25 protein-coding genes are annotated in these 21518 nt (G+C 59.8%); 12 read left to right on the top strand and 13 right to left on the bottom strand.

Annotated features, from left to right (window positions below; translation table 11 throughout):
• Positions 1–99: 99 nt before the first annotated feature.
• Complete coding sequence (locus ACA053_RS10990; protein ID WP_109629510.1) at positions 100–999, top strand: LysR family transcriptional regulator; 900 nt, start codon at positions 100–102, stop codon at positions 997–999.
• On the opposite strand, the gene ACA053_RS10985 is transcribed toward ACA053_RS10990, so the two are convergent.
• Positions 989–1528, bottom strand: coding sequence for a cysteine hydrolase family protein (locus ACA053_RS10985; protein ID WP_497395408.1), 540 nt, complete (start codon positions 1526–1528; stop codon positions 989–991). The genes ACA053_RS10990 and ACA053_RS10985 overlap by 11 nt on opposite strands.
• A 69-nt stretch (positions 1529–1597) precedes the next feature.
• Positions 1598–3325, bottom strand: coding sequence for a gamma-glutamyltransferase (gene ggt, locus ACA053_RS10980; RefSeq protein ID WP_109629505.1), 1728 nt, complete (start codon positions 3323–3325; stop codon positions 1598–1600).
• Positions 3326–3474: 149 nt separating this feature from the next.
• Between ggt and ACA053_RS10975 the strand changes: the two genes are divergently transcribed.
• Complete coding sequence (locus ACA053_RS10975; RefSeq protein WP_497395406.1) at positions 3475–3990, top strand: methylated-DNA--[protein]-cysteine S-methyltransferase; 516 nt, start codon at positions 3475–3477, stop codon at positions 3988–3990.
• A 181-nt stretch (positions 3991–4171) separates the two neighbouring features.
• Here ACA053_RS10975 and ACA053_RS10970 read toward each other — a convergent pair whose 3' ends face one another.
• The 4 genes from ACA053_RS10970 to ACA053_RS10955 all read right to left on the bottom strand — a co-directional run bounded on the left by ACA053_RS10970 (position 4172) and on the right by ACA053_RS10955 (position 7239).
• Entirely contained in the window at positions 4172–4759 is a 588-nt protein-coding gene (locus ACA053_RS10970) for an NUDIX domain-containing protein (protein WP_497317136.1), read from the bottom strand.
• Between the two features lie 80 nt (positions 4760–4839).
• Entirely contained in the window at positions 4840–5901 is a 1062-nt protein-coding gene (locus tag ACA053_RS10965; protein WP_497395404.1) for a chitinase, read from the bottom strand.
• 42 nt (positions 5902–5943) lie between these two features.
• The gene (locus ACA053_RS10960; RefSeq protein ID WP_109629496.1) at positions 5944–6579 is read right to left on the bottom strand and encodes a lytic polysaccharide monooxygenase auxiliary activity family 9 protein; all 636 of its coding nucleotides are present in this window, start codon (positions 6577–6579) and stop codon (positions 5944–5946) included.
• A 222-nt stretch (positions 6580–6801) separates the two neighbouring features.
• Entirely contained in the window at positions 6802–7239 is a 438-nt protein-coding gene (locus ACA053_RS10955; RefSeq protein ID WP_497317131.1) for a hemerythrin domain-containing protein, read from the bottom strand.
• Between the two features lie 152 nt (positions 7240–7391).
• Between ACA053_RS10955 and ACA053_RS10950 the strand changes: the two genes are divergently transcribed.
• Complete coding sequence (locus ACA053_RS10950) at positions 7392–7823, top strand: GNAT family N-acetyltransferase (RefSeq protein WP_109629490.1); 432 nt, start codon at positions 7392–7394, stop codon at positions 7821–7823.
• 146 nt (positions 7824–7969) lie between these two features.
• On the opposite strand, the gene ACA053_RS10945 is transcribed toward ACA053_RS10950, so the two are convergent.
• On the bottom strand, positions 7970–8320 hold the full coding sequence (locus ACA053_RS10945; RefSeq protein WP_109629487.1) for a hypothetical protein: 351 nt from the start codon (positions 8318–8320) through the stop codon (positions 7970–7972).
• A gap of 162 nt (positions 8321–8482) precedes the next feature.
• On the opposite strand from ACA053_RS10945, the gene ACA053_RS10940 reads away from it, so the two are divergent.
• From ACA053_RS10940 to ACA053_RS10900, 9 genes are all read left to right on the top strand, one after another.
• On the top strand, positions 8483–8731 hold the full coding sequence (locus ACA053_RS10940) for a hypothetical protein (protein ID WP_008154823.1): 249 nt from the start codon (positions 8483–8485) through the stop codon (positions 8729–8731).
• Positions 8732–8752: 21 nt separating this feature from the next.
• On the top strand, positions 8753–9082 hold the full coding sequence (locus tag ACA053_RS10935) for a DUF6388 family protein (RefSeq protein WP_109629484.1): 330 nt from the start codon (positions 8753–8755) through the stop codon (positions 9080–9082).
• 35 nt (positions 9083–9117) lie between these two features.
• The gene (locus ACA053_RS10930) at positions 9118–9822 is read left to right on the top strand and encodes a YoaK family protein (RefSeq protein WP_497317126.1); all 705 of its coding nucleotides are present in this window, start codon (positions 9118–9120) and stop codon (positions 9820–9822) included.
• 200 nt (positions 9823–10022) lie between these two features.
• On the top strand, positions 10023–10415 hold the full coding sequence (gene tusD / locus ACA053_RS10925; protein ID WP_497395401.1) for a sulfurtransferase complex subunit TusD: 393 nt from the start codon (positions 10023–10025) through the stop codon (positions 10413–10415).
• A gap of 1 nt (position 10416) precedes the next feature.
• Complete coding sequence (gene tusC, locus ACA053_RS10920) at positions 10417–10779, top strand: sulfurtransferase complex subunit TusC (protein ID WP_497395399.1); 363 nt, start codon at positions 10417–10419, stop codon at positions 10777–10779.
• Positions 10779–11072, top strand: coding sequence for a sulfurtransferase complex subunit TusB (tusB, locus tag ACA053_RS10915; RefSeq protein ID WP_109629476.1), 294 nt, complete (start codon positions 10779–10781; stop codon positions 11070–11072). Before tusC ends, tusB begins: the two co-directional genes overlap by 1 nt.
• Positions 11069–11404, top strand: a complete 336-nt coding sequence (locus ACA053_RS10910; RefSeq protein ID WP_497395397.1) for a TusE/DsrC/DsvC family sulfur relay protein — start codon at positions 11069–11071, stop codon at positions 11402–11404. The genes tusB and ACA053_RS10910 overlap by 4 nt, the downstream gene beginning before the upstream one ends.
• Positions 11401–12402 (top strand): glycosyl transferase family protein, encoded by a 1002-nt coding sequence (locus ACA053_RS10905; protein ID WP_497395395.1) that lies wholly within the window; start codon positions 11401–11403, stop codon positions 12400–12402. The genes ACA053_RS10910 and ACA053_RS10905 overlap by 4 nt, the downstream gene beginning before the upstream one ends.
• A 90-nt stretch (positions 12403–12492) precedes the next feature.
• Positions 12493–13494, top strand: a complete 1002-nt coding sequence (locus ACA053_RS10900; protein WP_497395393.1) for a glutathione S-transferase family protein — start codon at positions 12493–12495, stop codon at positions 13492–13494.
• A 117-nt stretch (positions 13495–13611) separates the two neighbouring features.
• Here the strand turns inward: ACA053_RS10900 and cysG are convergent, their stop codons facing one another.
• The 6 genes from cysG to ACA053_RS10870 form a co-directional block, all read right to left on the bottom strand.
• A complete protein-coding gene (cysG, locus tag ACA053_RS10895) occupies positions 13612–15006 on the bottom strand; it encodes a siroheme synthase CysG (RefSeq protein ID WP_497335417.1) in 1395 nt (464 codons plus the stop codon).
• Positions 15007–16287, bottom strand: coding sequence for a serine--tRNA ligase (serS, locus tag ACA053_RS10890; protein ID WP_109629460.1), 1281 nt, complete (start codon positions 16285–16287; stop codon positions 15007–15009). It lies immediately after the preceding gene.
• 15 nt (positions 16288–16302) lie between these two features.
• Positions 16303–16677, bottom strand: coding sequence for a fluoride efflux transporter CrcB (gene crcB, locus ACA053_RS10885; RefSeq protein ID WP_497395391.1), 375 nt, complete (start codon positions 16675–16677; stop codon positions 16303–16305).
• Positions 16678–18000, bottom strand: coding sequence for a replication-associated recombination protein A (locus ACA053_RS10880; protein ID WP_497318209.1), 1323 nt, complete (start codon positions 17998–18000; stop codon positions 16678–16680).
• Positions 18001–18173: 173 nt separating this feature from the next.
• Entirely contained in the window at positions 18174–18797 is a 624-nt protein-coding gene (lolA, locus tag ACA053_RS10875) for an outer membrane lipoprotein periplasmic chaperone LolA (protein WP_008154853.1), read from the bottom strand.
• A gap of 66 nt (positions 18798–18863) precedes the next feature.
• On the bottom strand, positions 18864–21272 hold the full coding sequence (locus tag ACA053_RS10870; RefSeq protein ID WP_109629455.1) for a DNA translocase FtsK: 2409 nt from the start codon (positions 21270–21272) through the stop codon (positions 18864–18866).
• Between the last annotated feature and the right edge of the window lie 246 nt (positions 21273–21518).

Below are 21518 nucleotides of genomic sequence, written 5' to 3'. Positions count from 1 at the left end.
TTCATTGCAATGTAGGGCCTCAGACAGGGCTGTAAAATATCGCGGGCACACTGTTTACATAGATCCGGGTCTATGTGAATGAACATTGAGGGACACCCCATGCTGGGCACTGTATCGGAGCTGGATCTGCGTTTGATCCGGGTCTTTCTGACCGTCGTTGAGGCGGGCGGCATCTCGGCTGCGCAAACCGCGCTAAACACCACCCAGCCCACCATCAGTGCGCAATTGGCGACGCTGGAAGCGCGGGTGGGATTTCGTCTGTGCGAGCGCGGGCGCGGCGGTTTTTCGGTGACGCCCAAGGGCGGACAGTTTGTCGAGGCGGCCCGCCGGTTGCTGGCGGCGGCTGAAGGTTTTCGGGTTGAAGTCCAGCACATCAATCGCAAGGTGTCGGGCAACATCAACATCGGTTTGCTCGGTCAGATCGACCCCGTTGCCAACAAGAAAATCGCCCTGGCCATCGCGCGTTTAAGGGCCCGCCATGAAGGCCTGTATTTCCACTTCACGGAACTGTCGTCGTCGCTGCTGGAAGAGAAAATCATCAACAGCCATATCGATCTGGCGATCGGTTACTTCTGGCACCGCTTGCCCAACATCGATTACTTCCCCTTGTTCCAGGAAACCCAGATCGCCTACTGCGCCCCGGCCCACCCGTTGTTCGAGAAGGTGGGCGAGCTGACCCGGGATGACGTCAGTGACTACGACTGGGTATGGCCCAGCCACCCCTTGCCGGAAATGCCCGCGCCCACCTCGATCGAACGCCTGACCGTGCTCACCGACAGCATGGACGGCGCGGCGCTGCTCATTCTGTCGGGCCAGCACCTGGGCTTTCTGCCGCAGCACTATGCGGCGAAGCATGAACAGCTGGGACAGTTGCATCCGCTCAACCCTGAGCTGTTGCGTTATGAGGTCGGCTTTCATGCGGCGGTTCGGCATTCGGCGCGGCAGCGCGATTTGGTCAGCGCGTTTCTGAGCGAGCTGATCGATATCTTCAGTTCTTGATCACTATTTCGCTGGCCGGGATGATGTCGATCCGTGCAACGGGCCCCGTCAAGTGCGCCAGGTCTGCGTTGTGCTCGGCGATGATGTCTTCGGCGGCGAGGTTGCCGTTGTCGACGGTGGAATGCGCGTCGGCGGCGAGCACCACGTCATAGCCCAGGTTCAGGGCCTGGCGGACTGTGGCGTTGACGCAATAGTCGGTTTGCAGCCCGCAGATAATCAGGCGGTCGATGGCAAAATCTTGCAGTTGGGCTTGCAAGTGGGTCTTGTAGAACGAGTCTCGCGTGGTTTTTCGCACGCGAAGGTCTTGCGGTGAAGTCATCAGGCTTTCGGCCAGTTGCCAGCCTTCAGAACCCTGTTGCAGCAGATCGCCCTTTTCTTCGTGCTGGATGAGGATGACCGGTATCTTGGCCTCTCGGGCCTTGGCGCTCAGGCTGTTGATTTTCTCGATGACGCGCTTGATCTCAAAGCATTCGTACTCGCCAGTGCACAAGGCATGCTGGACGTCGATGATCAGCAGTGCAGTAGTCATGGTTCCTTCCTTAAGAGGTCGGTGGATCAGGGGACAGAAAATAGATCTGTCCCCTTTGAAAAACAACCCTTAATAACCGAGCGACAATCCGGTATTCCTGCGCGGGTCATTGGCCCCATAGAAGCGATTGTTGCCCACTGGTTTGCCTTCCAGCGAAGGCGCGCCCACCAGGATCGCTGCCACATGGTTGGCATCTTGCGGCCCGGCGAACTTGTGGCCCCAGCTTTCGAGCATCTTCACCGTGTCCGGACTGGTGGTGAAGGTTTCCAGGTTGGTCTCTTCCGGCAGCCATTGCTGGTGGAAACGGGGCGCATCGACCGCTTCCTGGATGTTCATGCCGTAGTCGATCACGTTGAGGATGGTCAGCAAGGTCGCGGTGATGATGCGACTGCCGCCGGGGGTGCCGACGACCATCACAACCTTGCCGTCCTTGGTGACGATGGTCGGGCTCATGGACGACAGCGGTGCCTTGCCGGGTGCGATGGCGTTGGCTTCGCCTTGTACCAGGCCGTACATGTTGGGCACGCCGATTTTCGAGGTGAAGTCGTCCATTTCGTCGTTGAGGATGACCCCGGTTTTGCTGGCCATGACACCGGCGCCGAACCAGTCGTTGAGGGTGTAGGTCACCGATACCGCGTTGCCCCATTTATCGACGATGGAGTAATGCGTGGTGTTGCTGCCTTCATGGGGCGCTACGCCGGGTTTGAGTTCGCTCGATACGGCGGCCTTCTTGGGATCAATCGCGGCACGGATTTTAGTCGCGTAGTTTTTATCCAGCAGGTGGGCGATCGGATTTTTCACGAAGTCCGGGTCGCCGAGGTAGCTGTTGCGGTCCACATAGGCGTGGCGCATCGCTTCGATCTGGTAATGCATGCCTTGGGCCGAGTGGTAGCCCAGGTCTTTCATCGGGTAGCCTTCGAGGATGTTCATGATCTCGCAGATCACCACACCACCGGAGCTGGGCGGCGGTGCCGAGACCACGTGATAACCCCGGTAGTCGCACTCAATCGGCGCCAGTTCACGGGTCTTGTATTTGTCGAGGTCGGCCTGGGTGATGATGCCCTTGTTGGCCTGGCTGGAGGTGACGATAGCGTCGGCCACCCAGCCTTTGTAGAAACCGTCTTCGCCCTTCTCGGAAATTTCCCGCAGGGTTTTCGCCAGATCCTTCTGTACCAGTTTTTGCCCGACTTGCATCGGCTCGCCATTGCTCAAGAAGATCGCGCCGGAATCCTTGATGTCCTTCTTGAACACGTCGGTGGCGTATTCCAGCAATTCGACATCGCCCTGCTCCAGCACGAATCCGTCTTCGGCGAGCTTGATCGCCGGGGCTATCACTTCCTTGCGCGGTTTGGTGCCGTATTTCTTCAGCGCCAGTTCCATGCCGGATACGGTGCCGGGCACGCCAACCGCCAAGTGGCCACGGGTGCTCAGCTCCGGCACGACATTACCCTCTTTATCGAGGTACATGTTGGCGGTGGCAGCCAGTGGGGCTTTTTCGCGGAAATCGAGGAAAGTCTTGCGCCCGTCCGCCAGTTGAACGGTCATGAAACCGCCACCACCCAGGTTACCCGCAGCGGGATAAACCACCGCCAGCGCATAACCCACCGCGACTGCGGCATCGACGGCGTTGCCACCGTTCTTGAGTACGTCGACGCCCACATGGGAGGCCAGATGCTGGGCCGTGACGACCATGCCGTTTTCGGCCGCAACCGGGGCCACCGAGGCCGCGTAAGCACTGAGGCAGCTGAGCGCCAAGGAGGTCGCAATCAGCGATTTGGCAAAAGGTTCGAACTTCATGAGTCGGTCTCTTTTTGTTTTTTGGCTCTGTTTAAAAACGGAGGAAACGTTTCAAAGCAGAGGCAAGTATGGCTGGGATTGCGTATTGCGCCTCCCCGTCGAGGCAGTATGCTTGGCCTCTGTCCAGCCCTTGCGCGGAGTTCGCCGGCATGACCTACACCTTCACCACCATGGCGTCTCCGGTCGGCGAGCTGAAGCTGGTTGCGAAAGATTCAAGACTGGCCGCCATCCTCTGGGAAAACGACAAGCCGAACCGCGTACGGCTCGGGCCGATGAGCGAAGCCCCGGACAATCCGATCCTCGTGCGCGCCGTTCAACAGCTGCAGGAATACTTCGCCGGCACGCGGAATCGCTTCGAGCTGGAACTGGATTTTGCCGGAACGGACTTTCAGAAGAAGGTGTGGCAGGCGCTGCTGACCATTCCGTTTGGCGAGACGCGCAGTTACAGCGAAATCGCCGAACAGATTGGCAACCCGAGTGCGGTGCGGGCGGTGGGCGCGGCGAATGGCAGGAACCCGATTTCGATTATTGCGCCGTGCCATCGGGTGATTGGGGCGTCGGGGAAATTAACCGGGTTTGCGGGTGGGCTTGAGGCGAAGGAGCGTTTGTTGACGCTGGAGGGTTGCGAGTGGTCAGCGGCCAAGCGAACGGGCGAGCTGTTTTAAACTGAGCCCCCGGAAACTCTGTGGCGAGGGGATTTATCCCCGTTCGGCTGCGCAGCAGTCGTGAATCCGGACTACGCGGTGCATCAGATAGACCGTGCGCTCAAGTTTTGCGGCTGCTTCGCAGCCGAACGGGGATAAATCCCCTCGCCACAGGACAGCGGCCACAAAGGGCAAGCGTCGCTCAGATGAAGATGTTTTTCATCGCGGCGTACTGCAGCAACATGATGGTCTTCGCATCGCAGATCTCCCCGCGATAAAACGCCTCGAGCGCTTCGTCGAATGTCCACTCCAGCACTTCCAGTTCTTCGGTCTCTTCTTCCAGCCCGCCGCCCTCGCTGACTTTCGACGCAGCGTCATATTCGGCGATGAAGAAGTGCAGTTTTTCGGTTACCGAGCCTGGGCTCATGTAGGCCTCAAAGACCTTTTGCACGTGGTGAACGCGATAGCCGGTTTCTTCTTCGGCTTCGGCGCGAATGCGCTCTTCTGGTGCAGCGCCTTCGAGCAGCCCCGCCGCCACTTCAATCAGCAAACCATCATGGCCGTTGACGAACACCGGCAACCGAAACTGACGCGTCAGCACCACGGTTCTTTTCTCGCGATTGAACAGCAGAATCGCCACGCCATTGCCACGGTCGTACACCTCGCGAGTCTGGCGCTGCCAATCGCCATTGTTACGCAGATAGTCGAAGGTGATTTTCTTCAGCAGGTACCAGTCGTGGGACAACACCTGGGACTCAATGATGTTGACCCTTTCGGCTGTGTTCGCCATCACAACGCATCCTTTTTTTCGTCAGAAGATCCACATGGTAGGCGAAAACGAAAAAGCCCGGCATCTCTGCCGGGCTTCTTTTACAGCTGGCTGGCGACGTCAGGCAGCGCGCTGTCTTCCTGTGAAGAGAGCTGCTTGCCATTGATCATCGGCCCGTAACGACGGCTGAACTCCCAGTTGTAAGGCACGCGGTCCCTATTGACCCCGTTGTCCCAATTCACCGACCAGGTCATCAGGCCCTTGATCGAAAGTCCCTTGGCGTCGAGACGCTTGAAGGCATTCACCACTGCCGCCGGGTTGATCACGTAGCCGGTGGCCGCCGCATCGACGTTGGCGGGCAGGCCAATCACGAATTTGTCCGCCGGGATCTTCGTGAACCCACGAGTGCCACTCACCAGACTTTCGGTCAGGTAAAACAGGAAGTCCTCTTTCAGCGCGTCGTTGTTCTGCGCGATCCACGCGCCATTGCCGTTATTGGCTTCCGGCACCCAGATTCCGTCGCCGCCCTGGTTGTAATACTGCGGGGCGATGAAGTCGTAGTAGCCTTCCAGCGCCTGAAGGTAACCGACATATTTGCCGGCAGTGGTCAGGTATGGGAACTCCGGGGCCATGCTGATGATGAAGTGCTTGCCTTCACCGGCGTAATGGTCCTTGACCAGCTTCAGCGCGGCAGGCAGGACGCTCTTGTTGTCGGCGAAATCAATCGCGCTCTGTTCAAGATCGATGTCCAGCCCATCGAAGCCGTAGGTTTCCACCAGACGGATGATTTCGTTGGCCAGCGGTTGTTCGTTGCCTTTGTGCAGCTCGATGTGCGCGTCGGCGCCACCGAGGGAAATCAGCACCGCCCTGCCCTGGCTATTCAGCAGACCGACCTGGCGACGGAGCTCGGCGTCGGACAGGTTGTATGGCTTGAAGGTCGGGATGCCGTTGCCCTTCATGAAGGCCACGGCCACCACGTTGTAATCCTTGGGCACATCCTGCAGCGAAATGTTGCCGAACTGGCCCCGCTGGTAACCGTCGCTCGGGCCGGCGGGCCAGTTGTGCCAGAAGCCCATGAGGATCTTTTTGCCGGCAATGCTCGGCATCAACGAAGCGGCGTCGGCGAGTGGCGATTTCAATAACGTAAAGTCGAATTTTGACATGTTCTATTCCTTCAGAACGTGTGGAGGATTAACGCTGCGGGCTTACTTGAAGTCCACGTCGAACGCTTGGTAGAAGGCATTGCCGGTGTTGGCCACGATCCACATCAGCACGATGACGTGATGGCCTTTTTTGTTGCCGGGCAGTTTCACTTCGTGGTTGACCTTGGCCTTCATTTCAGCGGAATGGCTGAAGTACGGGACCTGGGTATAGAAGTCGTCGAAGAACGATTTCGGCTCCAGTTGCGCACGGTTGATGCGCTGTTTCGGGTTCCAGCCATCCTTGGTGATGAACCAGCTGTAGCCGCGGGTCACGTGGGGCGCGGTGTATTCCCAGGTGACCTTGAAGGTCTGACCCGGATCGACGTTCAGCAAAGGCCAGGTGAACGGGCGGCCAAGCTTGAGGCTCATTTCTTCGTTAGTGAAGTTGATGCAGTCACGGGCATCCGTCTTGCCTCCGCTGAGGATGTTGCCGTCGGCGGGTGGCGTGACGCTGTCGCTGTCGGTTTGATACGGCACCGCGAATGGCCCCGCCGTCAGCGACGGGAAGTTCTTGCCGCCTTCCATTTCGTTGACTTGCCAGTTACCCAGCAGCCCCAGCTCGACGGCGACCGCACCGCGGCTGGAGGGAGAGGTGACACGACCGTGTCGAAGTTGCGGTTGAGTCTGTGGTTGGTTCATTTTTTTCACTCCGTTGATTTAAGAACTCTCCTTCCTGAGGAGAGGCCTTCAACCTAACGGAGCTGGTTTTTTTGTCCATCGACCCATTTGTGGCCCGGATGAGGCCGCTTTGGCTGACCACCTGCAAACACTGGATATATAACCAGTGCCCTGATTCAAATCCTACGCCCTGTGTAGCAAAAGGATTACAACGCAAGGCAGCAATCGGGGTCATGGTGACGCTTAGGAAAGCTGTGCCTTGTATTCCTTTTCGTATTGGCCAGCCAGGGTCTCTTTCTGCTTGTCGTCGAGCAGCTTGCCGGCCATCTGGAAGAATTTCTGCTCTTCCTCTTCCAAGTGATGATGAACCTTATCGGACAGCTTCTTGGCGGTCGCCAGCCAGGACGGGCTGGACATTTCCGTCTCATCCAGCTCTTCCATCATTTCGTCCATCTCGTGGTGCTCGGAGATGGCGTGGCGGCTGAGATCGACGCCATTGTCGAACTCCATCAGCGGAATGTAGAAGTGGCGTTCTTCAGCGGTTTCGTGGGCCTGGAGTTCGGACTTGAGCTGTTTGTAAGCCTCGACCCGCTCCGGGGTGTCACCGCTGGTCTTGATGAGGGCTTTGGCGTAGGTGCGCTGGCGGTCGTGACTTTCACGCAGGGCTTCAAAAATATTCACGGGGTGATCCTCATTGGCCGCGTTCAGGAATGACGCTGTTTAGGCTAGACATCCAGGCGCGAGCGAGGGTTCCACCTGAAGCGCTGGAACTACGGCTGCTTGGCGCGATAGGCTTGGGCCTGTTTTTTTCCAAAGCCATAAGGATGTAGCGGATGACCCTGCGTATCGAACAATCGCTGAACCCCACGGATGAAGAACGGCAAGCGATCCTGCTGCCGTTGCGTGCCTACAACGCCTCAAAGGCCGGTGTCTCGACGCAGGAGACATTTGCCTTGCTGGTGCGTGACGACAACGGCGAGATCCTCGGTGGTCTCTACGGTCGAGTGTTTTACCAATGGATGTTTATCGAATTGCTATCAGTGCCTGAGCAGGCCCGGGGACAAGGCCTGGGCTCAAAGCTGATGCGAATGGCCGAAGACCTTGCGCGGGAGAAGGCATGCGTCGGGGTATGGCTCGACACCTTCGACTTCCAGGCGCCGGAGTTCTACAAGAAGCTGGGTTATAGCGAGTTGGGGCAGATCGTCGACTATCCGCCGGGGCACAAGCGCCTGTTTTTCCAGAAGCGCCTGATCAACGACGTGTAACCAACTCGTATGATCCACACCGTCCACCTGTGGGAGCTAGCCTGCTAGCGATAGCGTTGGGTCAGTCGACATCTCTGTTGAATGATGAACCGCTATCGCCAGCAGGCTAGCTCCCACAGGTGGACGGTGTGGATCAACGCCTCAATTCAGAGGCAGGTCGCGAGCGCCGCGAGGCGGCGCTTGGCCACGAAGTCATCCTGCTGCGCGTAGTAACTCAGCACGGTACCGGAAGCATCGGTCGTCACGTCGACAAACGACTCCGCCGAACGCGTGTAGACGGTGGAGCCACCCTTCTCACCCGGCTGCAAATAAGCGCCGGCATCAACACCGAACACCGCCTCGTCCTGCCAGGAAAACTGCACGCACTGGGCGACGACTTTTTCCGGTTTGTCCGAGTTCAGGGTCTTGTACGGGGCTTTGGTGCGGGCATCGTTCATCACCGAGCCGGCGCATCCCGCCAGCAACGTTGCGGCCAGCGCCACCATCAGAATTCGCATTGTGTTCGCTCATCAAGAAAAAGCGGACTGTATCACCGTGGCACGGCGTATCGTTCTGCTTTACTTCATTTATACCGCGACACCGCGTGACGATTCGCGCACCCTGTCGCGCCATTAACGTTGCATCGCCCATTTTTTCGGGCTCATTTTTCTGGAAAGGTCATGACACCCAACGCCGAGTATTACAAACCGACCGCCGAATACGCGGACAAGCTGATCAGCCAGATCGGTCAGACGCCGTCCTGGATCGCCAAGCGAATTGGCGTCACCGACAAACGGATTCGTTACATCCTCGACGGCGAACGCACCGTCAAAGGCGAAACCACGCCGATCCAGATGACCTACCCCGAGCAGTTTGCCCTCGAGTGCCTGGCCGCTGCGGCCAAAGCCAGCAAGAAGCAATCTTCGTAACCCCAGCCTCAAGGAACGACCATGGCGGCAACCGAACAGCAACACGAACAGGCGCTGAAGAAGTTTCTCGATGAGCGCCCTGAACTGCGGGTCGAACTCGACAACCTCAACCCGCTATTGGCTCAGGCCAAGGGCGAGACCGCAGCGCAGTACCGCGACGAGCGCCTGCATGAGGCCTTCGAAGCCGAGGCCGAGCGCCTGGGTCTGTTTGCCTGGGAGCTGACCTTGCAACTGACTGCCGCGACGCCTGAAGACTACGAGGCCCAGCGTAGGGAAGTGCACAAGGAAGTGGCCGAGATGGCTGGTATGGACTGGCTGGACTATTGCGAGTTATATGGTTTGACCAAGTGACCGTGACGGTCGCTGCCTGAGGACGATTTCCGCCGATGTTGCCATCCCTCTCGACTTCTCGCGCCAGTCCGGGCCACCTGCATATACAGAAATGGCGCGGACGCATCGGCATGGTGCTGGTGGCCGCCCTTTCGGTACTCGCCGGCATGACCGACGCCATCGGCTTCATGGCCAGCGGCGATTTTGTCTCCTTCATGAGCGGCAACACCACCCGCCTCGCCGTGGCCATCAGCGACGGCGATCTCGGGCTGACACTGCGTCTGTTGATTCTTGTGGCGACCTTCGTCGTCGGTAACGCCTTGGGCATTGTCGTCAGCCGCCTCGGTGGTCGCCGTGCGCTGCCCTTGTTGCTGTGCATCGCGATGCTGCTCTGCGGCGCCGCAGCCTGGCCTTATGAAGAGCAATTGCCGGCGCTGCTGGCGGCAATCATTGCCATGGGCATGCTCAATGCCGCGGTGGAAGAAGTGAATGGCCTGCCGGTCGGCCTCACCTACGTCACCGGCGCCCTGTCGCGCTTCGGCCGTGGGCTGGGACGGTGGATGCTCGGTGAGCGGCGTAATGGCTGGCGGGTTCAGTTGATTCCCTGGACCGGGATGTTTGCCGGTGCGGTGCTCGGCGCAGTGCTGGAACATTACCTTGGGCTTAAAGCGATGTTTGTCAGCGGGTTGCTGGCGGGGGCGATCGGGTTGCTGTCGCTGAAGATTCCGCGGCGGTGGCAGTTGGGGTATATGCCGCGTTGAGCGGTGCCTGAGAGTCAGCCATCGCGAGCAGGCTCGCTCCCACAGGGTTTTGTAGAGAATTTCAATTTCGTGTACGACACAAATCCCTTGTGGGAGCGAGCCTGCTCGCGATGGCCGCGACTCGGTCTAGGAGTAAACGCCCTTCGCCGCCCCGCCGATAAAGCTTTATCATGGCCACAGTTTTGCTGATCGAGTCCGTCATGAAGTTCGCCATCGCGCTGTTTTCCGCCGCCCATGCGCCCTCCTCGCGCCGTGCCTTGCTGTTTGCCGAGGCTGCACTGGCCGGCGGGCATGAGATTGTCCGGCTGTTTTTCTATCAAGACGGCGTCTATAACGCCTCCGGTAGCTTGGTCACCCCACAGGATGAGCTGGACCTGCCCAAGCAATGGCGCGCCTTTGTCACCGAGCATCAGCTGGACGGCGTGGTGTGCATCGCCGCCGCCCTGCGCCGTGGTGTGTTGAACGCAGAGGAAGCCGGACGCTATCAGCGTGACGCCGTTGCCGTGGGCGCGCCGTGGGAATTGTCCGGCCTCGGCCAGTTGCATGACGCGGTGCAAGACGCTGACCGCCTGATCTGTTTCGGAGGCGCTTGAGATGGCTAAATCCCTGCTGATCATCAGCCGTCAGGCCCCGTGGTCCGGGCCGAGCGCCCGGGAAGCACTGGACATCGTGCTGGCCGGCGGCGCGTTCGACCTGCCCATTGGCTTGTTGTTTCTCGATGACGGGGTGTTCCAGCTCGCTGCGAAACAGGACGCCAAGGCGCTGCAACAGAAAGACCTGAGCGCCAACCTGCAAGCGCTGCCGATGTTCGGTGTTGAAGACCTGTTTGTCTGTCGCGACAGCGCTGCTGAACGGGGTCTGGACCTCAACGGTCGCTCGCTTGAAGAAGCCCAAGTGCTGGCCGCTCAGGAAATCACTGCACTTATTGACCGTTACGACCAGGTGATCACCCTCTGATGTCGACTTTGCATGTGTTGTCTCATTCCCCGTTCGGCGATGACCGCCTGACCAGTTGCCTGCGCGTGATCGGCACGAACGACGCGCTGTTGCTGACCGGTGACGCGGTATACGCGTTGCAGCCGGGCACCACGCCGTTCAACGCGCTGACTGCTCGCCCGTTGAAACTGTTCGTACTGGCCGAAGACGCCCAGGCCCGGGCGCTGGAGATTCCCGCCGCAGCCGAAGCCATTGATTACCCAGCCTTCGTCGAGCTGTCGATTCACTACGACAAGGTCAACAGCTGGTTATGAATTCAATGACCGTCGGCGCTCGCGCCATCGAATTGGACAAGGACGGTTTCCTGGTCGAACTGAGCGACTGGTCGAACGAGGTGGCCATCGCCCTCGCCGCCGCCGAAGACATCGAGCTGAGTCCAGACCACTGGGAAATCCTCGAATTGCTGCGCAGTTTCTACGCCGAATTCCAGCTGTCCCCGGCCACCCGCCCGCTGATCAAGTACACCGCGTTGAAGCTCGGCCCGGAAAAAGGCAACAGCCTGCACCTGAATAAACTGTTCAAAGGCACCCCTGCCAAACTCGCCGCGAAACTGGCGGGCCTGCCCAAACCGACGAATTGCTTATGACCGACTTTCCAGCGCTGACTCTCGAAACGCCCGCCGAACACCCGTTTGCCCAGTTCGTGCGCATCCTCGGCAAGGGCAAGCGTGGCGCCCGCGACCTGACCCGGGCTGAAGCGCGGGAAGCCATGGGCATGGTGCTCGACGACAAGGTCGAGGACACCCAGCTCGGTGCGTTCTTGATGCTGTTGCGGCACAAGGAAGAAAGCGCCGAGGAAATGGCCGGCTTCACCGAAGCCCTGCGTGAACGGTTGAACCCGCCAGCCCTGGCGGTAGACCTGGACTGGCCGACGTATGCCGGCAAGAAGCGTCACCTGCCGTGGTACTTGCTGGCGGCCAAATGCCTGGCGCAGAACGGTGTGCGCATCTTCATGCATGGCGCTGGCGCGCACACGGCCGGTCGGCTGTACAGCGAGCAATTGCTGGACGGGTTGAACATTCCGTTGTGCCGCGACTGGCAGCAGGTCGGCACGGCACTCGATAACGGTGGCCTGGCGTTCATGCCGCTGGTGGACTGGGCGCCGCAACTTCAGCGCATGATCGACCTGCGCAACACTTTGGGCCTGCGCTCGCCGATCCATTCCCTCACCCGGATCCTCAATCCGTTGGGCGCTCGTTGCGGCCTGCAAAGCATTTTCCACCCCGGTTACCAGGCGGTGCATCGCGATGCCAGCGGCTTGCTCGGCGACACGGCGATTGTGGTCAAGGGCGACGGTGGCGAAATCGAGATCAACCCGGACGCCGACAGCCACTTGTACGGCACCACCGGCGGCGAAAGCTGGGACGAGGAATGGCCGCAGTTGTCGAGCCAGCGCCACGTCAAACCCGCCGCGCTCGATCCCGAGCATTTGAAAGCCGTCTGGCGTGGTGATGTGGTCGACAGCTACCCGCAAATGGCCTTGATCTCGACCATGGCCCTCGCGTTGCGCGGCCTCGGTCAGACACGCGAACAGGCCTTCAAAACCGCCCAGCAGTTTTGGGACGCTCGGGACAGATCGATTTAACCGATCATAACCCCCGAACCTTTGCGCTATTTTATCGAACCTATGCGAATAGACTCCTCTCCAACGCTTATCGGTTGAGGAGTCTTGAACATGGGTTTGTTAGTTGAAGGTCGCTGGCAGGACCAGTGGTATGAAAGCAGCAAGGACGGCGCGTTCCAGCGTGAACAGGCGCAACGTCGCAACTGGCTGACCGTCGACGGCAAGCCCGGCCCCACAGGTGTCGGTGGTTTTGCAGCCGAGGCCGGTCGTTATCATCTCTACGTGTCCCTCGCCTGTCCGTGGGCGCATCGCACGCTGATTTTGCGCAAACTCAAAGGCCTCGAAAGCCTCATCGACGTCTCGGTGGTCAGCTGGCTGATGCTGGAAAACGGCTGGACCTTCGACCAGAACCTCGGATCGACCGGCGACAAGCTCGATCATTTCGATTTCATGCACCAGCGCTACACCGCCGACACCGCCGATTACACCGGTCGTGTCACCGTGCCGGTGCTCTGGGACAAACAGCAGAATCGCATCGTCAACAATGAATCGGCGGAGATCATCCGCATGTTCAATGGCGCCTTTGACGACCTGACCGGCAATGACCTGGATTTCTACCCGGCGCCCCTGCGCGGTGAGATCGATGCGTTGAACGAGCGGATTTACCCGGCCGTGAACAACGGCGTTTACCGCGCCGGGTTTGCCACCTCACAGCAGGCGTATGAAGAAGCGTTCGATGATGTGTTTGCCGAACTGGATCGACTGGAGCAGCTGTTGGGCGCCAACCGTTACCTGACGGGCGAGTACCTGACCGAAGCTGATATTCGGCTGTTCACCACGCTGATTCGCTTTGATGCGGTGTACCACGGCCACTTCAAGTGCAACCTGCGGCGGATCGCCGATTATCCGAATCTGTCGAACTGGCTGCGGGAGATGTATCAGTGGCCGGGGATTGCCGAGACGGTGGATTTCCAGCACATCAAAAATCACTACTACGGCAGCCACAAGACCATCAACCCGACCGGGGTTGTGCCGAAGGGGCCGGCACAGGATTTCACCGCGGCTCATGATCGAGCGCGGTTGAGTGGGAAAGGGGTTTGGCGCAGGGCCTGAGGTTTGTACCGTTTTTGAGGACCCCAATCGCTAGCAGGCTAGCTCCCACACTGGATTTGTGTCGTTCACAAATCCCCTGTGGGAGCTAGCCTGCTAGCGATTGGGGCGACTCAGTGTTCAGACTTGCGCCTGAGCCCCTTCAAACCACGCCAGTTTCTCGCGCAGTTGCACCACTTCCCCAACAATCACCAGCGTGGGCGCATGCACTTCATGCTCCGCCACCAGTCGAGGAAGATCAGCCAGCGTGCCGGTAAACACCCGCTGATTGACCGTGGTGCCCTGCTGGATCAACGCCGCCGGGGTGTCCGCCCCGCGACCGTGCTTGATCAACTGCTCGCAGATGATCGGCAAGCCCACCAACCCCATGTAAAACACCAGGGTTTGCGCCGGCGCGACCAGGTCGGCCCACGGCAAATCGGTGGAGCCGTCCTTCAAATGCCCGGTGACAAATCGCACCGACTGCGCGTAATCACGATGAGTCAGCGGAATCCCGGCGTACGCCGCGCAACCGCTGGCGGCCGTGATGCCCGGTACGACCTGGAACGGGATGCCATGGGCCGCCAGCTCTTCGATCTCTTCACCGCCGCGACCGAAGATGAACGGATCACCGCCCTTCAATCGCACGACCCGCTTGCCCTGCTTCGCCAGATCCACCAATTGCTGGTTGATCTGATCCTGAGGCACGGCGTGATCGGCGCGACGCTTGCCGACGTAGACCCGCTCGGCATCGCGACGGCACAAATCGAGAATCGCCGGGGCGACCAGGCGGTCGTAGAGCACCACATCGGCTTGCTGCATCAGGCGCAAGGCACGGAAGGTCAGCAAGTCCGGATCACCTGGACCTGCGCCGACCAAATACACTTCACCCGTGGCGACCGGCGCTTCGCCATTGATCTTGGCGAGCATCAAGCGCTCGGCTTCGGCACCCTGCCCGGCCAGTTGGCGGTCGGCAATCGGCCCCTGGAACACATCTTCCCAGAACGCCCGACGCTGCTGCACATCCGGGAACAGGCGTTTGACCTGGCTGCGAAAACGCGCCGCCAGACCGGCCAGTTGACCGTAGGTGGAAGGAATCCAGGTTTCCAGCTTGGCGCGGATCAGCCGCGCCAGCACCGGAGCATCGCCGCCGCTGGACACCGCGATAATCAAGGGGGAACGGTCGACGATCGCCGGGAAGATCACGCTGCACAAGGCCGGCGCATCCACCACGTTGACCGGCACGCAACGCCGATGGGCATCGGCGGAGACTTGCGCGTTCAGCGGTTCGTCATCGGTGGCGGCAATGATCAGCCCGCAACCATCCAGGTCCGCTTCGACGTAGCCACGCACCAGACACTCGCCACCGCTGCCGACAACCAGCTCGCGCAGTTGCGGTTCGATTTCAGGTGCAACCACCCGCAGCAGCGCACCGGCTTCGGCCAGCAGGCGGGATTTGCGCAAGGCAATCTCCCCGCCGCCGACGACCAACACACGACTGCCGCGAAGGTTATGAAACAGCGGCAGATAGTCCATTTAGCCGATGACCTCAAGGCCACCCATGTACGGTTTCAGCACTTCTGGCACACGGATCGAACCGTCGGCCTGCTGGTAGTTTTCCAGCACTGCCACCAGCGTACGACCGACCGCCAGGCCGGAACCGTTGAGGGTGTGAACCAGTTCAGGCTTGCCGGTTTCCGGGTTGCGGAAACGCGCTTGCATACGACGCGCCTGGAAGTCGCCGCAGTTGGAGCACGACGAAATCTCGCGGTACTTGTCCTGGCTCGGGATCCACACTTCCAGATCGTAAGTCTTGACCGCGCTGAAGCCCATGTCGCCGGTGCACAGGGCAATCGTGCGATAAGGCAGTTCCAGCAGTTGCAGGACTTTTTCAGCGTTGGCGGTCAGGCCTTCCAGTGCTTCCATCGACGTCGACGGCTCAACGATCTGCACCATCTCAACCTTGTCGAACTGGTGCTGGCGGATCATGCCGCGGGTGTCACGGCCCGACGCACCGGCTTCACTGCGGAAGCACGGCGTGTGAGCAACGAACTTGATCGGCAACAGTTTCGAATCGACGATCTCGCCGGCGACGATGTTGGTCAGCGACACTTCAGCGGTCGGGATCAGGTACAGATCCGCTTCGCCTTCACGGCTGATCTTGAACAGGTCTTCTTCGAACTTCGGCAGCTGACCAGTGCCTTGCAGTGCTGGCGCCTGGACCAGATACGGCGTGTAAGCCTCTTCGTAACCGTGTTCGCTGGTGTGCAGGTTGATCATGAACTGCGCCAGGGCGCGGTGCATACGGGCGATCGGGCCGCGCAACAAGGCGAAACGGGCGCCAGACAGCTTGGCGGCTGTTTCGAAGTCCAGCCAGCCGAACTTCTCACCCAGGGCCACGTGATCCTGAACCGGGAAATCGAAAGCGGTCGGGGTGCCCCAGCGGCGCACTTCGACGTTGCCGTCTTCGTCATCACCGATCGGCACGGACTCGTGCGGCAGGTTCGGGATACCGAGCAGGATCGAATCCAGATCGGTCTGGATCGCGTCCAGCTCGACTTTACCGGCGCTCAATTCGTTCGCCATGCGCTCGACGTCGGCCATCAGCGGCGCGATGTCTTCGCCGCGCTGCTTGGCCTGACCGATGGATTTTGAGCGCGCATTACGTTCAGCCTGCAGTGCTTCGGTGCGGGTCTGGACGGTCTTGCGCTGTTCTTCCAGCGCTTCGATGCGCGCAACATCCAGCGTGTAGCCACGGGATGCCAGGCGGTCCGCTACGTCCTGAAGGTTGCTACGTAACAGTTTGGAATCGAGCATATCGGTCTCTCGTTATCAAAGTTTGGTCAAGGACAGGCCAGCCCAGGTGGCGAGCAGCCCGCCGAATACGCTGATGGCAGCATAGCCCAGGGCCAGCGGCATTTGCCCGGTTTCGAGCAGGCGCACCGTATCCAGTGAAAAGGATGAAAAAGTCGTCAGCCCCCCGAGGAAGCCGACCATCAACCCGGCGCGCACCTCGATCGGCACCTCCGGGCGTATCAAAAACAGACCGTATAGAACGCCGATCAACAAACAGCCGACGATATTAACGGCCAGCGTTGCGGTATAGAAGTGCCGCGGCCAATTAGCGTTGACCCAATTACCGGTGGCAAAGCGCAACAGTGTTCCGGCGACACCGCCGACGGAGACCGCAATGACCAAAGAAATCACTTATTTTCTCCGCTGCCGGGGGCTTAGACGGTCAAGTTGTGCGAGGTGATTGAGCTTTTCGCCGATTTTCAGCTCCAGGCCACGGGGCACGGGCTGATAGAACGGTTGCGGCTCGAGTTCTTCCGGGAAATAGTCTTCGCCGGCGGCATAAGCATCCGGCTCATCGTGGGCATAACGGTATTCATCGCCGTAACCCAATTGCTTCATCAGTTTGGTCGGCGCGTTGCGCAGGTGCAGCGGCACTTCCAGCGAACCGTGTTCGGTGGCGCTGCGCATGGCGGCCTTGAAGCCCATGTACACCGCGTTGCTTTTCGGCGCGCAAGCCAGATAGGTGATGGCCTGGGCCACCGCCAATTCACCTTCGGGGCTGCCGAGGCGCTCCTGCACTTCCCACGCCGCCAGGCACAGACTAAGGGCACGCGGGTCGGCGTTGCCGATGTCTTCGCTGGCCATGCGCACCACGCGCCGGGCCAGGTACAGCGGATCGCAACCGCCGTCGATCATGCGCGCGAACCAGTACAGCGCACCGTCGGGATTGGAGCCGCGCACCGATTTATGCAGCGCGGAAATCTGGTCGTAGAACGCTTCGCCGCCCTTGTCGAAACGCCGACGGGTATCCCCGAGCAGACTTTGCAGCAGATCGACACCGATCTCGCTGTTGTCTTCGGCCAGGTCGGAAGCGTTTTCCAACAGGTTGAGCAGGCGCCGACCATCGCCATCGGCGGCGGACAACAGCATCTGGAAGCCTTCATCGCTGAGGGTCAGTTGCCGCTTGCCCAAGCCACGCTCTTCGGTCAACGCCCGATTCACCAGTTTGCGCAGGGCCGATTCGTCGAGGCTTTTGAGCACGTAGACGCGTGCCCGGGAGAGCAACGCGTTGTTGAGTTCGAACGAGGGATTTTCCGTGGTCGCACCGATGAAAATCAGTGTGCCGTCTTCGACGTACGGCAGGAATGCATCCTGCTGCGACTTGTTGAAGCGATGCACCTCATCGACGAACAGGATGGTTCGCTTGCCGTACTGGCCGGCCTGCTGCTTGGCGATCTCCACCGCCTGACGGATTTCCTTAACGCCGGCCAGCACCGCCGAGACCGTTTCGAAGTGCGCATCCGAGACTTCCGCAAGCAACCGCGCCAAGGTGGTCTTGCCCACGCCCGGCGGACCCCAGAAGATCATCGAGTGCAAGGCACCCTGCTCCAGCGCTTCGCGCAAAGGCTTGCCGCGAGCGAGCAGGTGTTCCTGACCGACGTACTCGTCCAGATTGGCTGCGCGCAGGCGTGCTGCCAATGGTTGAGCTATCGGGGCGCTGCGAAACAGGTCCATCACGTGCGGTTGAAACCTCGCTTTATTACGCAGTTCTCAAGTCTGGCGAAATCCTGTGGCGAGGGAGCTTGCTCCCGCTGGACTGCGCAGCAGTCCCATTTTGGGGGGCGCTTCGCGCCCCAGCGGGAGCAAGCTCCCTCGCCACACAAGCCCGCTCCCACAGGTTTTGCGTTTTACTCTTGGATGACGTCCGCGCCTTTAGGGATGTCGAACTTGAACTTGGAGGCCGGGATCGGCTCGTTGGCCTTCACGCCGGTGAACAGGATATTGGTGCGCTGACCGACGCTGTCGATCATCTGCATGTCATTGACCAGGCCGTTGCGGAACGACAGACGCAAGCTGTCGAACAGGGTGTCCTTGGTTTTCGGCTTCAAGGTGAAATCGATCACGCCGCCGGCTTCTTTGGCGCTGATGTCGAAGCTCTGGCTGATCTTGGACACGTCACCGGACAACAACAGTGCCGGCGTCTGGGTCAGACGCTGGTCGAGGTTCTTGATGGTGGCCTGCTCCAGGTCCGGATCCCACAACGTTACCTTCTTGCCATCGGAAACCATCGTCTGTTCGGCTGGCGCGTTGGTGTGCCAGTAGAACAAGCCAGGACGCTGCAAGGACATTTCACCCGCGGTTTCCTGCAACTGGGTGCCGCTGCCGTCCAGCGTCAGCTGAGAGAAGCGCGCAGTCAGGGTCTGGGATTTTTCGAGCAGTTGGGTCAGACGCGCCACGTCCTTGTCATCGGCGTGGGCCGAGAGCGTGGTCAAAGCCAGTACCGGCAGCAACAGCATGCGGATAAGACGCATGGGAGTCCTCATAACATTCGTGGGAGTTCGGGTGGCGCATCAGTGCGCCATCCTTTCAAAATCAAATCAGTCGCGTACCGGGCCAGGCGCCAGGACTTCACGCGAGCCGTTGGTATTCATGGACGTCACGACCCCGGCCATTTCCATGGCTTCGATCATGCGCGCAGCGCGGTTGTAGCCGATTTTCAGCTTGCGCTGAACCGCAGAGATGGACGCACGACGGCTTTCCAGGACGAACTGCACCGCTTCGTCATAAAGCGCATCGGATTCACTGTCTTCGTCACCACCGCCACTGCCGCCGTCGAAACCGCTACCGGCCTCTTCAACACCGGCCAGGATTTCGTCGTTGTATTCCGGTGCGCCACGCAGTTTCCAGGCTTCAACCACCCGGTGAACCTCGTCATCGGACACGAACGCACCATGGACACGAATCGGCAGGCTGGTGCCCGGCGGCATGTAGAGCATGTCACCGTGGCCCAGCAGTTGTTCGGCACCGCCCTGGTCGATGATGGTCCGGGAGTCGATCTTGCTCGACACCTGGAACGCCATACGGGTCGGGATGTTGGCCTTGATCAGACCGGTGATCACGTCAACCGACGGACGCTGGGTCGCGAGGATCAAGTGGATACCGGCCGCACGGGCCTTCTGGGCAATACGGGCGATCAGTTCTTCAACCTTCTTGCCGACGATCATCATCATGTCGGCGAATTCGTCGACCACCACGACGATGGTCGGCAGCTTGGTCAGCAGCGGTGCTTCGTCGTGAATGCTTTCGCGCTTGTACAGAGGATCGGTCAGCGGCGTGCCGGCGTCCTGGGCTTCCTTGACCTTGGCGTTGAAGCCCGACAGGTTTCGTACGCCCATCTTCGCCATCAGCTTATAGCGACGCTCCATCTCCGCCACGCTCCAACGCAGCGCGTTGGCCGCGTCCTTCATGTCGGTCACGACCGGGCACAGCAGGTGCGGAATGCCTTCGTAGATCGACAGCTCGAGCATTTTCGGGTCGATCATGATCAGCTTGGCGTCTTCCGGGCCGGACTTGAACAGGATCGACAGGATCATCGCGTTCACACCCACCGACTTACCGGAACCGGTCGTACCGGCCACCAGCAAGTGCGGCATTTTCGCCAGGTCGGTGATGACCGGCTTGCCGCCGATGTCGTGGCCCAGGGCCAGGGTGACCGGCGACTTGAAGTTGTCGTACTCAGGCGTCGACAGCACTTCGGAGAAACGCACGATCTGGCGGTCTTCGTTGGGAATCTCGATACCAACGGTGGTCTTGCCCGGAATCACTTCCACCACACGGACGCTGGTCACGGCCAGGGAACGCGCCAAGTCTTTTGCCAGGTTGGAGATGCGGCTGACTTTGACGCCGGCGGCCGGCTGGATTTCGTAACGGGTAATGACCGGGCCCGGGTGAATCGAATCCACCGAGACTTCGACGCCGAATTCCTTGAGCTTGATTTCCAGCAAGTGGCCGACGGCGGCCAGCGACTCTGGCGAATAATTGAGTTGTTTCTTTTCGGCCGGGTCGAGAATCGAGATCGGCGGCAAGGTGCCTTCGACGGCGCTGTCAACGAACAACGGCGCCTGCTTCTCTTTCTCTACGCGCTTGCTCGGCGCTGCCGGCTTGGGCGGCGCAGGTGCGATGACAGGCGGCACCTGCTTTTCGCGGTCCGACATGTGCTTGCTCAGGGCCTGCTCACGTTCGATCAGGCGTTCCTTGACCTTGGCTTGCTCGCGTTTGTCGGTCACCGTCGGGGCGACCACGTCATGCACGCGATCGTCGACTTCACGCAACTGCGCAACCAGCTGTTTGCGCTCGACACGGGCGGCCCACCAGCGATTGGCCGCACCCTGGAACAGTTCGAACAGGTCGAGGGTGATCTTGCCGGTGACGTCCATCACCTTGAACCACGAAAGGTCGGTGAATACGGTCAGGCCGAACAGGAACAGCGCGATGAACAACAGCGTGCTGCCCTGGATGTTCAGCGCGTTCCTGGCCAGGTCGCCAAGGCTTTCGCCCAACGCGCCGCCAGCACCGGCCGGCAGACCGGTGGCCGCATGGAAATGGATATGCGCCAAAGCGGCGCCCGACAGCACCAGAAACACCAGGCCGATCAGGCGCCAGGAGAACAGCCAGCCGCTCCACTGCCACTGTTCGTGGCGCTGACGGAAGATCTGATAGGCCTTGATCGCCAGCAACAGCGGGAAGATGTAGGCGAAGTAACCCAGCACCATGAACAGGATGTCGGCGCTGTAGGAGCCGACCGGTCCGCCGAAGTTCTGCACGTCGTCGATCTTGCTGTTATGGCTCCAGCCTGGATCGTCCTTGCCATAGGTCAACAAGGCCATCATCAGGAACAGGCACAAGCCGCCGATGGCGATCAATGCACCTTCCTTGAGCCGGTAGTGCAAATGCTGGCGCCAAAGTGGAACGACGGCTGGTTTAGGTGCTGCGGTGGATTTCTTCAAAACGCTTCTTTTCCTGCGCCTGTGGCGCGTCCATCTGTTGAATGACTATAAAAACTGCCCAATCCAGGCAGGTAAAAAAGTTAACACGCACAACTGGGACTACTTTTAACACTGCACCCCGGTTTTTATAAACACGGCACGCACAGCTTATTTTGTTACAACCACTGTTACAGACGGCATTGTACGGGTTTGTTCGCCCGATGCCATGCTTGAAGCCCTTCGGTGTAGCATAGCCAGCAGCACGTT

The sequence above is a fragment of the Pseudomonas sp. LBUM1672 genome, from assembly GCF_059695655.1.
This window is presented reverse-complemented; position numbering and strand designations above follow the sequence as displayed.